The sequence below is a fragment of the Sphingomonas sp. genome (genome assembly GCF_965248875.1).
Lineage (GTDB): Bacteria > Pseudomonadota > Alphaproteobacteria > Sphingomonadales > Sphingomonadaceae > Sphingomonas.
On the sequence record NZ_CBDFKR010000004.1, the window covers coordinates 96,932 to 109,418 of the forward strand.

7 protein-coding genes are annotated in these 12,487 nt (G+C 71.3%); 5 read left to right on the top strand and 2 right to left on the bottom strand.

Annotation, left to right across the window (positions count from 1 at the left end; translation table 11 throughout):
* Positions 1-69 precede the first annotated feature (69 nt).
* On the top strand, positions 70-5,838 hold the full coding sequence (locus ACP2AD_RS02975; protein WP_425228594.1) for an alpha-2-macroglobulin family protein: 5,769 nt from the start codon (positions 70-72) through the stop codon (positions 5,836-5,838).
* A 107-nt stretch (positions 5,839-5,945) separates the two neighbouring features.
* Positions 5,946-8,060, top strand: a complete 2,115-nt coding sequence (gene pbpC / locus ACP2AD_RS02980; RefSeq protein WP_425228595.1) for a penicillin-binding protein 1C — start codon at positions 5,946-5,948, stop codon at positions 8,058-8,060.
* 103 nt (positions 8,061-8,163) lie between these two features.
* Here pbpC and ACP2AD_RS02985 read toward each other — a convergent pair whose 3' ends face one another.
* Positions 8,164-8,673, bottom strand: coding sequence for an outer membrane protein assembly factor BamE (locus tag ACP2AD_RS02985; RefSeq protein WP_425228596.1), 510 nt, complete (start codon positions 8,671-8,673; stop codon positions 8,164-8,166).
* 105 nt (positions 8,674-8,778) lie between these two features.
* Between ACP2AD_RS02985 and ACP2AD_RS02990 the strand changes: the two genes are divergently transcribed.
* From ACP2AD_RS02990 to ACP2AD_RS03000, 3 genes are read left to right on the top strand one after another with little or no spacing between them, the layout of a single operon-like run.
* A complete protein-coding gene (locus ACP2AD_RS02990; protein ID WP_425228597.1) occupies positions 8,779-9,291 on the top strand; it encodes a ubiquinol-cytochrome C chaperone family protein in 513 nt (170 codons plus the stop codon).
* Complete coding sequence (locus ACP2AD_RS02995) at positions 9,288-9,809, top strand: YceD family protein (RefSeq protein WP_425228598.1); 522 nt, start codon at positions 9,288-9,290, stop codon at positions 9,807-9,809. The genes ACP2AD_RS02990 and ACP2AD_RS02995 overlap by 4 nt, the downstream gene beginning before the upstream one ends.
* Positions 9,810-9,812: 3 nt before the next feature.
* Complete coding sequence (locus ACP2AD_RS03000) at positions 9,813-11,183, top strand: cytochrome P450 (RefSeq protein ID WP_425228599.1); 1,371 nt, start codon at positions 9,813-9,815, stop codon at positions 11,181-11,183.
* 174 nt (positions 11,184-11,357) lie between these two features.
* On the opposite strand, the gene ACP2AD_RS03005 is transcribed toward ACP2AD_RS03000, so the two are convergent.
* Positions 11,358-12,428, bottom strand: a complete 1,071-nt coding sequence (locus ACP2AD_RS03005) for an alkene reductase (protein ID WP_425228600.1) — start codon at positions 12,426-12,428, stop codon at positions 11,358-11,360.
* Between the last annotated feature and the right edge of the window lie 59 nt (positions 12,429-12,487).

Below are 12,487 nucleotides of genomic sequence, written 5' to 3' on the forward strand. Positions count from 1 at the left end.
AGGCTGACGTGCGCTAGACCGTTGTTCAACAGCGCGGTAGCATCAACACAGATCAAGGGGGGCAGGGCGATGCGCAAGGCTTGGCGGTTGGCGGTGTCGATCCTCGCGCTGGCTCCCGTGACGGCGTTCGGCGACAACGCCCCCCGCATCGTCTTCGCGCAGCCCGGCATCGGCGGCGGCGCGATCCAGCGGTATTCAGTACGCTTCAGCCAGGCGATGGTCCCACTCGGCGATCCGCGCGCGGCTGCGCCGCTGACCACGCCCTGCGCCGGGCAGGGCCGCTGGGTCGACCAGCAGACCTGGGTGTTCGACTTCGCAACGCCGCTGGCGGGCGGCACGAGCTGCAGGTTCGAGACCGTTGCCACCCTGAAGAGCGTCGCGGGCTATGCGATGGCGAGCACGCCCAGCTTCACCGTCGACGCCGGCGGCCCGGTCGCGCGCGCGATCCTGCCGGCAAACGACGGCGACGAGATCGAGGAGGATCAGGTCTTCCTGGTCGCCGCGAACATGGTGCCGACGCCGCAATCGGTCGCCGCCAACGCCTATTGCGCGGTCGACGGCGTCGGCGAGCGCATCCCGGTCGACGTGCTGCCATCGGATGTCCCGGCGCGGTTGCTAGGCGCGCTGAGCCCGATCGAGTATCGGCTGACCAATTTCCTCAGTAATGCCAGCCTGCCCGATCGGCTGCCCGCCGACGCGGGCGCGCGGACGCGGGCGTTGCAGCCGGTGGTGGCGCTGAAGTGCCGCCGCCCGCTGCCGCCGGGCCGTGCGATGGCGCTGGTCTGGGGGGCGCAGATCGCGGGCGCAGGCGGCAAGACCGCGGGCGCGGACCAGCGCTTCGACTTCACGGTCCGCAAGCCCTTTGCCGCGCGCTTCGAATGCAGCCGCGTCAATGCGCAGGCGGGGTGCAGCCCGGTCGAGAAGGCCTATGTCCGCTTCTCCGCGCCCATCGCGCTCAGCGTCGCGCGGCAGATCCGCATCACGCTGCCCGACGGCCATGCGATCGAACCCACCTTCTCTAAGGACGAGCAGCGCGCCGCGACGATCAGCGACGTCGGCTTCGCCCCGCCGCTGCCGTTCGCGAGCGCCGCGACGCTGACGGTCCCCGCAGGGGTGCGGGACGAGAGCGGGCGCGTGCTCCAGAATGCCGAGCGCTTCCCGCTGCAGGTGCGCTTCGACGAGGCCCCGCCGCTTATCAAGTTCACGGCTGGGTTCGGCATTCTTGAGGCGCATGAGGGCGGCGTGCTGCCGGTGACGGTGCGCAACGTCGAGCCGGCGCTACGGGGCACGAACCTGGCGATCCCGGGCCGCACGCTGCGCATCGAGGCGTCCGACGGCAAGGTCGCCGAATGGCTGCGGACGGTCGACAGTGCCGGCGAGGAGCGGTCGACCCCGATCGAGCGTGACGGGCAGGAGGTCGGCCGCGTCAACCACACCGGCGACACCTCGATCCTGCCCGCGGGGACGGGCGCGGGGTTCGCCGTCCGCCCGCCGCTGGGCGGGCGCGCGTTCGAGGTGGTCGGCATCCCGCTTCGCCAACCCGGCTTCTACGTCGTCGAGGTCGCGAGCCCCGCGCTCGGCCGCGCGCTGCTCGGCCGCAGCGCCCCGCGCTATGTCGCGACTTCGGTCCTCGTCACCAACATGGCGGTGCATTTCGAATGGGGACGCGAGGCTAGCCTCGCCTGGGTTACGTCGCTCGACACCGGCCGGCCGGTCGCCAATGCTGCGGTCAGGATCACCGACAGCTGCACCGGCCAGCTGCTCGCCCACGGCACGACCGACCGTTCGGGCGGGGTGATGGCCCCCGCCGGGCTGCCCGCGCCGTCGACGGGGGGCAGCTGTGAGGGCGACGAGCATCCGCTGATGGTGTCGGCCACCGCGGGCGACGATTACAGCTTTACGCTGACCAGCTGGGCAAACGGCATCAGCCCGTTCGATTTCGACCTGCCCTATGGCTATGAGGCTCCGGGCGAGACGCTGCACACGATCTTCGACCGCGCGCTCGTGCGGCAGGGCGAGACGGTGCACATGAAGCACATCCTGCGCGCGCCGTCGGGGACCGGCTTCCGCCTGCCGCCCGGCTTTACCGGCACGCTGAAACTGTCGCACCGCGGCTCGGACACGGTGTTTGAGGTGCCGATCACCATCACCAACGGCGTCGGGGAAACGAGCTGGACCGCGCCGGCGGGCGCGCCGATGGGCGATTACGACCTGTCGGTGGTCGCGCCGAACGATCGGACGATCCATGTTGGCCAATCGATCAAGGTCGACGAATACCGGCTGCCGACGATGCGCGCGACCGTCACCGGGCCGCGCCAGGCGGCGGTACGCCCGCGCCAGCTGCCGCTCGACCTGTTCGTCGGTTATCTTTCGGGCGGGGCGGCAAGCAACCTGCCGGTCGAGATGCGCGTCGGCTGGTTCGCGCATGCGGGCACGCCTGATGGCTATGAGAGCTACACCTTCGGTGGCGATCCGGTCGTCGAGGGCGTCAAGCCGCTCGACCAGGACGGTGAGGATACGCCGACCGCCTTGCCGCCGACGCAGACGCTGCCGCTGACGCTGGGCGGCGACGGCACGGGGCGACAGACGGTGGAGGTGCCAGCACTCGACCGGCTCGCCGACATGCAGGTCGAGATGGACTATCAGGACGCCAATGGCGAAACGCTGACCGCGAGCCGGATCGTGCCGATCTTCCCCGCCGCGGTGCAGCTGGGGATGAAGACCGATGGCTGGCTGATGAAGCAGGACGACCTGCGCCTGCGCTTCGTCGCGCTCGACACCGACGGCCATCCGATCCGCGGCCAGCGCATTCAGGTCGCGCTCTACAGCCGCCAGATCCTGACCGCGCGACGGCGGCTGATCGGCGGCTTCTACGCCTATGACAACCAGATGCGGACCGACAAGCTGGGCGCGTCCTGCTCGGCGACGACCGACGCGCAGGGGCTCGCCCAATGCCACGTCGATCCGGGTGTGTCGGGCGAGGTCTATGCTGTCGCGACGACCACCGATGCCGACGGCAACACGACGCGCGCCGTTCACTCCGTGTGGCTGGCGGGCGACGACGAATGGTGGTTCGGCGGCGACAATGGCGACCGCATGGACGTGGTGCCCGAACAGACCAGCTATCACGCGGGCGACACCGCGCGCTTTCAGGTCCGCATGCCGTTCCGCGAGGCGACGGCGCTGGTCACGGTGGAGCGCGAGGGCGTGCTGAAGAGCTTCGTGACGACCTTGTCGGGTACCGATCCGGTGGTCGAGGTGCCGCTCAACGGCGGCTATGCGCCCGACGTTTACGTCTCGGTGCTGGCGGTGCGCGGACGGATCACCGAGAGCTGGGGGAGTTGGTTCCACCGGCTGGGCGAGCGGGTCGGGCTGCTCGGCGCGACCGAGCCCGCACCGCCGCCGACCGCACTGGTCGATCTCGCCAAGCCCGCCTACCGGCTCGGCATCGCCAGGATCAAGGTCGGGTGGGAGACGCATCAACTGCAGGTCGCGGTCCAGGCCGACGCGCCGCGCTATGGCCCGCGCCAGACCGCGGCGGTCGCGATCCAGGTGCGCACGCCGGACGGCCGCCCCGCGCGCACCGCCGACGTGGCGTTCGCCGCGGTCGACCAGGCGCTGCTGCAGCTCGCGCCCAACTCGTCCTGGGACATCCTGACCGCGATGATGGGCGAGCGGCCGCTGTCGGTGCTCACCTCGACCGCGCAGATGCAGGTCGTCGGCAAGCGGCATTATGGGCGCAAGGCGGTGGCGGCGGGCGGTGGCGGCGGCGCAGATGCGGCGGCGCTCAACCGCGAGAACTTCCAGCCGGTGCTGCTGTGGCGCGGCCATGTCGCGCTCGACGAACAGGGCCGCGCACGGGTCCAGGTGCCGCTGTCGGACGCGCTGTCGGCGTTCAAGTTGGTCGCGATCGCCACCGACGGCGCGGATCGCTTCGGGACGGGCAGCGCCGACATCCGCACCGCGCAGGACCTGCAGCTGTTCGCCGGCATCCCGCCGCTGGTGCGCGCGGGCGACCGGTTCGCGGCCGGGTTCACGCTGAGGAACGGGACGTCGCGGCCGATGACCGTCACCGCCACGGTCGATCTGCAGCCGCGCGTCGCCACCGGCCGGCCGCTGACCGTGACGGTGCCCGCGGGCGGGGCGGTGCCGGTGGCGTGGAATCTGATCGCGCCCGCCAATGTGCCAGGCCTGCGCTGGTCGGTGGCGGCGCGGTCGAGCGACGGCAAGGCGGACCGGCTGACCGTCAGCCAGGACATCGTCCCCGCGGTGCCGGTAGAGACCTGGGCGGCGACGCTGGCGCGGGTAGATGCGCAGGTTCCGGTCGCCCCGCCCGCAGGCGCGCTGCCGGGGCGCGGCTCGGTCGACATCCAGCTGTCCGACACCATGGCGCCCCCGCTCACCGGCGTGCGGCAGTTCATGGCGGCGTACCCCTACACCTGTTTCGAGCAGCAGCTTTCGAAAGCCGTGGCGTTGGGCGACCGGGCCGCATGGGACCGGCTGGCGGCAACTATTCCAGTGTTCCAGGCTCCGGACGGGCTGCTCCGCTATTGGCCGAGCGGCAATGCCGAGCCGTCGGAGGCGCTGACCGCCTATGTGCTGACGATGACGGCGGAGGCGGGACTGAGCATCCCCGAAGCGTCGCGGACGCGGATGATCGAGGGGCTGAAGGCGGTGCTGGACGGGCGCGTCCGGCATGAGACCTATGGCGACATCCGCGTGCGGCGGCTGGTCGCCTTCAACGCGCTCGCCCGCGCCGGGGCGGCGACGCCCGCCATGCTGGGGCAGATCGGGCTGACCGTGCACGAGATGCCGACCGCGTTCCTGGCGGATTACCTGCTGTCGCTCGACAAGCTGCCGCTCGCCAACGCGGCGGCGATCAAGGGCGCGGTCGAGAACGAGCTGCGCGCGCGGCTGGTGTTCGAGGGCGTGCGGCTCGATCTCAGCGATGCGCAGAACAGCTATTGGTGGATGATGTCGTCGCAGGACGAGGCGGCGGCGAAGGTGGTGCTGGCGACGCTGGGGCGGCCGGGGTGGCAGGACGATGCCGGGCGGATGATGTTCGGGCTGGCGCAGCGGCAGGAGCATGGCCGCTGGGACCTGACGACGGCCAATGCCTGGGGCACGCTGGCGGTGGGCAAGTTCGCGCGGCTGTATCCCGCGACGGCGGTGACGGGAACGACGCAGCTTCTGCTGGGCGGGCGGCATGAGGCGCGAGCCTGGCCGCTGGCGGTGGCTGCCCGGAGCATCTCCTTCCCGTTGCCGGCGCAGATCACGCCGCTGGTGCTGCGCCAGGCGGGCGGGACCGGCCCCTGGGCGACGGTGTCGGTGCGCGCGGCGGTGCCGCTGCGCGTACCGCTGTTCGCGGGCTACCGGCTGGGGCGGCAGGTGACGATGGTGCAACAGCGCACTCCCGGCCGCCTGACGCGCGGCGACGTGATGCGCGTGACGCTGACGGTGGATGCGCCCGCGGAGCGAAACTGGGTGGTGGTCAATGACCCGGTGCCCGCGGGCGCGACCGTGATCGGCGATCTCGGCGGCCAGTCGCGGTTGCTCCGTCAGGGCGAGGACACGCCGGGGCAGAGCGACCGGGTAACGATCGACGGCAAGCCTTTCATCGTCATGTCGGGTGCCCAGCCCGCCTATGTCGAACGCGCGCGTGACAGCTGGCGGGGCTATTTCTCTTGGGTGCCCGCAGGGCGCTTCGTGGTGAGCTACACGATGCGGCTCAACACCGCCGGCCGCTTCAGCCTGCCGCCCAGCCGGGTCGAGGCGATGTATTCGCCCGCCGTTCGCGCGCAGCTGCCCAATGCGCCGGTGGAGGTGGGCGACCGGTGAGCGGCGAACCGGACGGCGTTGACGCTGTTGTATTGTCATCCTCCCGCAGGCGGAGCTCCATCATGCCGCGTGTGCGGGTGGATCGATGGATCCCCGCCCTCGCGAGAATGACGAAGAAGCGGAAGATCGGTTGGGGCGCGGCGATCGCGGCGTCCGCCCTGCTCCTCACCCTGCACCTCCTCACCGCGCCGCCGCCGGTGCCGCCGTTCGAGGTCGTCCGCGCCGCGGTCACCCCGTCGGAGGCCTGGCTGTACGACCGCAACGGCGTGCTGCTCGATTCGTCACGAGTCGACTTCGCGCGCCGCCGCCTCGCATGGGTGCCGCTCGCGCAGGTGTCGCCGACGGTACGCGAGACGCTGGTCGCGGCGGAGGACCATCGATTCTGGCGTCATGGCGGGGTCGATTGGCTGGCGCTGGGCGGCGCGCTCCGCGACCGGCTGAGCGGCCATGCGGGCCGCGGCGCCAGCACCATCTCGATGCAGGTTGCAGGCTATCTGAACCCCGACCTCGCCCGGCCCGGCGTGCGGGGCTGGCGCGACAAGCTGCGCCAGATCAGGGCGGCGCAGGCGCTGGAGGCGGCGTGGTCGAAAGACCAGATCCTGGAAGCCTATCTCAACCTCGCCGGGTTCCGCGGCGAGGCGCAGGGGATCGGCGCGGCGGCGCTGGGGCTGTTCGGCGCGACCCCGGCCAGCCTCAGCCGCGACGACGCATTGCTGCTCGCGGCGCTGCTGCCCGACCCGCAGGCGACGCCCGACCGGCTGGCGCGGCGCGCCTGCCGGCTGGCGCATGCGTCCGACTGCGCCAGCTTCCAGGCCGCAGCGGCGTCGGCCCTCGGCCCGGCGCGGTCGCTGCAGCTCGATCCCGGGCTGGCGCCGCACCTCGCCGACCGGCTGCTGACCCGGCCGGGGCTGCGCGTGCGCACGACGCTCGATGCAGGCGTGCAGCGGCTCGCGATCGAGGCGCTGCGGCGGCAGCTGATCGGGCTGGGCGGCACGCGCGCGCGGGACGGCGCGGCGGTGGTCGTTGACAATGCGTCGGGCGACGTGCTCGCCTATGTCGGCGGGATCGGCGGCGCGTCGACCGCGCCTGCGGTCGACAACGCCAACAGCTATCGCCAGGCGGGATCGACGCTGAAGCCCTTCCTCTACGCGCAGGCGATCGAGCGCGGCTATCTGACCCCGGCGTCGATCCTGGACGATTCGCCGGTCCAGCTCGACACCGCGTCGGGCCTCTACGTCCCGCAGAATTACGACAAGGGATTCAAGGGTCCGGTGTCCGCGCGCACCGCGCTGGCGGGGTCGCTCAACGTCCCCGCGGTCAGGACGCTGCTGCTGGTCGGCGTCGATCCGTTCCGCGACCGGCTATGGGACCTAGGCTATCATGGCATGGTCGAGGATGGCGACTACTACGGCTTCAGCCTCGCGCTTGGTTCGGCGGAGGTGACATTGCTAGAACAGGTCGCCGCCTATCGCGCCTTGGCGCTGGGCGGGCGGTGGGGACCGCTGCGGCTGACGGCGGACGCACCACGGGTCGGCCTTCGCGCGATCACCACGCCCGCGGCGGCATGGCTGGTCGGCGACATCATCGCCGATCCCAACGCGCGCGCGGCGACCTTCGGGCTCGATTCGGCGCTGCGGCTGCCCTTCTGGGCGGCGGTGAAGACGGGCACCTCAAAGGCGATGCGCGATAATTGGTGCATCGGCTGGACGCCGCGGTTCACCGTCGGCGTCTGGGTCGGCAATGCGGAGGGCGATCCGATGCGCGCAGTGTCGGGGACGAGCGGCGCGGCCCCGGTGTGGCGCGACTTGATGACCGCGCTCAACGCCGCCGTGCCTGCGGCAGAGCCGTCCGCGCCCGGCGGCGTGGAGGCGCGGCGGATCGCCTTTGCGGGGGCGATCGAGCAGCCGCGGCGCGAGTGGTTCCTCCGCGGCACCGGCCAGTCGCTGATCGCCGCCGCCCCCGACACGGCGCGGCGGCCGCACTTCACCAACCCGGTCGCGGGCAGCGTCTATGCGCTCGATCCTGACATTCCGGCCGACCGCCAGCGGCTGGCGGTGGCGGTGACGGGTGCGGCGGCGGCGCACCGGGTGCTGCTGGATCGCGCCGACATCGGCGCCGCGGACACGACGCCGCAGATCCTGCCGGGTCGGGGCGCCCATCGGCTGAGCCTGGTCGACCTTGGCGGCCGGGTGGTGGATCAGGTGCTGTTCACGGTGCGCTGAGGCCGTCACGCGCGTAAACCACGTGACGTCGGACAGGTCGGCTGCGCCGCCGTCGGCCATGCTCGTCTCGCGCACTGCTCCGCTGCGGCGTGCATGCAGCGGCTTAAGGGCTGCCGTCGCCCCCACCTGCGCCACCAGCGCCACCCGCGCCGCCGCCGCCCGCGCCCAGCGTGCCGATGTTGCCGAACAGGTCTTCGAAGAAGCCTCGCTTCTTGCCCAGCGTCGGCGTGGTCGGCCCGTACGGGCTGACCGCCGCGACCTGTTGCAGGCCGCCACGGCGGATGCCCGTCACGGTGCCCGTCGCGTCGAACTGGATCTGGAGGGTCACCTGCGCCGACGGATGCGGATTGCGGAAGGCGAGGTTGTGCGTGTCGCGGGCGAGGTAATACCAGTCGCCGACCCCGGACTCTCTGGCAAACTGGCTGGTGAAGGTCGGCCGGCCCAGCGTCTGCGCGACGGAGGTGCGATTGTCGACGCCCACCTGCACCGAGTTCACCAGGTCCGCATCGACCAGATAGCCCTGATGCTGCCGGATCGGCACGCACCCGCCGAGCGCCAGCGGCGCCAGCACGCCCGCCACGGCGAGGACGAGGACGCGGGAGGACAGTGGCATGGGCTACTCCGTAACGCTTGCGGGCGGCGAAGCCGGGTGGCAACGCGCGAACAGGCTCCGCACCCTCCCGATTAGGGGAGGGCGGCGGCACGGGCAAGGTTGGCGATGTTGGGCTGGTTCGACAGGCTGTTGAAGGGTCAGGGCGACGAGACCGCGCTGCCGCTCTATCAGGCCGTGGTGGCGCGCGCGCGGGAGCCGCATTGGTATGTCGCAGGCGCCGTGCCGGACACCGTCGATGGCCGCTTCGACATGGTCGCCGCGGTGCTGGCGACCGTGCTGTTGCGGCTGGAGACGATCCCGGAGGCGGCGGCGCCAAGCGCCAGGCTGACCGAGCGGTTCGTCGACGACATGGACGGCCAGTTGCGCGAAATCGGCATCGGCGACATCGTCGTCGGCAAGCATATCGGCCGCATGATGGCGATGCTGGGCGGGCGGCTGGGCGCTTATCGCGACGGCTGGGCCGCGGGGGATATCGGCCCGGCACTGCGGCGCAACCTGTATCGCGCCGGTGAGCCGGAGGCCAAGGCGGTGGCGCATGTCGCAACCGCGCTCGGGGCGTTGCGGGCCGATCTGGCGGCGCTGCCGCTCGACGCGCTGCTGAAAGGTCGGCTGACGTGACGCAGCCCGAGTTCGGCCGGCCGGAGCGGCTCGATCAGATCGGCGTTGAGGACCGCATGGTCGCGATCGCGGCCGAAACGGGAGAGCGAGCGGCGCTGGCGCGGCGGTTCGGGCTGATCGCCGTCGACCTGCTGGAGGCGCGGTTCACGCTGCGCCGCGAAGGCGACGCCGTGCTCGCGACGGGCCGGGTCACCGCCGCCGTGACCCAGGCATGCGCGGCGACGGGCGAGCCGCTGGTCGCGGTGGTGGACGAGCAGGTCGCCCTGCGCTTCGTGGCGGAGCAGGACGTGCCCGAGGAGCTTGAGCTTACTGAGGATGCGCTCGACACCCTGCCGGTCGAGAACGGGTTGATCGACCTGGGCGAGGCGGCGGCGGAAACGATGGCGCTGGCGCTCGATCCGTTTGCGCGCCGCCCCGACGCCGGCGCGGCCCTTGCCGCTGCGGGCGTCAGCGATGAGGACCCCGCCGGGCCGTTCGCCAGCCTTGCCGGTCTGAAGCGCCGATTGACTGGAGAATAGCCGATGGCGCTCGCCCACACCTATGCCGCCAACCCGCACTGGCTGCCGAAGCTCGGCGGCGGCGCGCTCGACGCGATCCCGGGCGAGGATGGTTGGCCGATCGTCGGCAACACGTTGAAGATGCTGCGCGATCCGGCCGCGTTCGGCGCCGCGATGGTGGCGAAGCACGGCCGCATCTATCGCAACAATTCGTTCGGCGAGCGGTCGGTGGCGCTGCTGGGCGCGGAGGCGAACGAGTTCGTCCTGATGGATCGCGACCGGCTGTTCTCGTCCGAACAGGGCTGGGGGCCGCTGCTCAACCTCTTGTTCCCGCGCGGGCTGATGCTGATGGATTTCGACCATCACCGCGGCCAGCGCAAGGTGCTGGGCGTCGCGTTCAAGCCCGAGCCGATGCGTCACTATGCGCACCGCCTGGACCAGGGAATGGCGCGCGCCGTGCAAGGCTGGGCGGCCGGCGGGACGTTCCGCTTCTATGAAGCGATCAAGCAGCTCAGCCTAGATCTGGCCGCCGATTGCTTCCTCGGCATGGAGCTGGGCGACGAAGCCGCGGCGATCAACAAGGCGTTCGTCGACGAGGTCCAGGCGTCGGTCGCGCCGATCCGGCGGCCCTGGCCAGGCACCTCAATGAAGAAGGGCGTGGATGGTCGCCGCTACCTTATCGACCTGTTCGAGCGCGAGGTGCCGCGGCGTCGTGCGGGGGGCGGGCAGGACTTCTTCTCGCATTTCTGCCGCGCGGAAGACGAGGACAGCCAGCCATTGCCGGCGGCGGCGATCGCCGATCACATGAACTTCCTGATGATGGCGGCGCACGACACCATCACCTCGTCCGCGACATCGCTGGTGATGCTGCTGGGGCGCAATCCTGACTGGCAGGAGCGCCTGGCGGTCGAGGTCGCGGGGCTCGGCGGCACCTATCCCGACCGGCTGGACCGGCTCGTCGAGACCGAATGGGCGTTCAAGGAATCGCTGCGCGTCGTGCCGCCGGTGCCGTCGCTGCCGCGCCGGGCGCTGCGTGATTTCAGCTGGGGCGGCTACACCATCCCGGCGGGGTCGCAGATCGGGATCAGCATCGGCTGGACCCACCATTCGCCGGATTACTGGGAAGCGCCGGACAAGTTCGACCCGCTGCGCTTCACGCCCGAGGCTGCGAAGGGGCGGCACCGGTTCGCGTGGCTGCCGTTCGGCGGCGGCGCGCACATGTGCATCGGGCTGCATTTCGCGACGATGCAGGTGCGGCTGCTGGTCGCGCACCTGCTGGCGGCGTATCGGATCGAGCTGGGGGCGGGGGCAGGGGAGGCGTGGCAGTATTTCCCGATCCCCCGGCCCAAGGACGGGCTGCCGGTGCGGTTGGTCGCGGCCGGAAGCAGAGGCTAAGTAGAGGCTCGCGCGCATCGCCGCTCCGCCCCGCGGCCGCGGAAGTAGAGGCTAAGTAGAGGCTCGCGCATCGGCCCGCGGCATTCGCGAACCGGGCGCGTCGGCCGGACCGGCAGGGTCAAAGAGCGCCCGACCCATGCACGCCGGGCGCCCCTGTAGGACAGCAGAATCGCGTCAGGCCGCCGTCTCCAGCGCCGGGTAATCCGTGTACCCCTCCGGTCCCGGCGTGTACCAGGTCTTGAAATTGTCCTTCGCCACCGCGGCGCCGCGGCGGAATCGGTCGGGGAGGTCGGGGTTGGCGATGAACGCGCGGCCCCAGGCGATCGCGTCGGCGAGGCCGGAGGCAATGTCGGCCTTTCCCTGATCGAGGCTGTATTCCTGGTTGAGCACCAGCGGACCGCGGAACGCCGCACGGATCTGGGGCGAGAGTTTGGGCACGTCGGTCGTCCCGAAGCTGCCGGTCGGGCCGAGTTCGCGCAGCTCCAGGAACGCGATGCCCAACGCGTCCAGCGCCTTGGCGGCGGGGACGAACACCGCCGCCGGATTCGAGTCGTCAGCACCCTGCGTCTCGCCATTGGGCGACAGGCGGATGCCGGTGCGGCCCGCGCCGATCGCGTCCACGACCCGGGCGACGCTTTCGCGCATGAAGCGGATGCGGTTCTCCGGGCTGCCGCCATAATCGTCGTCGCGCGCATTGGTGCCGTCGCGCAGGAATTGATCGATCAGATAGCCGTTGGCGCCGTGGAGCTGCACCCCGTCGAAGCCGGCGCGGATCGCGTTGCGCGCGCTGTCAGCGTATTCGTCCTGCGCCTGCGCGATGTCGTCCAGCGTCGCCGCCTGTGCCGCGGCGTAAGGGTTCGGCTCCTTGGGATAGGGCGCCCGTGTCGCGGAGGAGGAAAGCGGCGTCTGGCCGGTCACGTCGGGTCGCGCAAGTCGGCCCATGTGCCAGAGCTGCGCGACGATCCGTCCGCCCGCTTCGTGCACCGCGTCGGTGACCGGCTTCCAAGCCTCGACCTGTTCCTCGGTCCACAGCCCCGGCGCGGCGGGCCAGCCCAGGCCGCGACGGCTGACGCCGGTGCCCTCCGTGATGATCAGCCCCGCGCCCGCCCGCTGGCGGTAATAGTCGACCATTAACTCGGTCGGGACGTGCCCGGCGGAGGCGCGGCCGCGGGTCAGCGGCGCCATGAAGATGCGATTGGCGCAGTCGATATCGCCGAGCGTGATGGGATCGAACAGGGTCGTCATGGGCGCTCCGTTAGGGTCGGGCAGGGTGTCGGGGGCGGACATAGGGCGTTAGGGGGCGG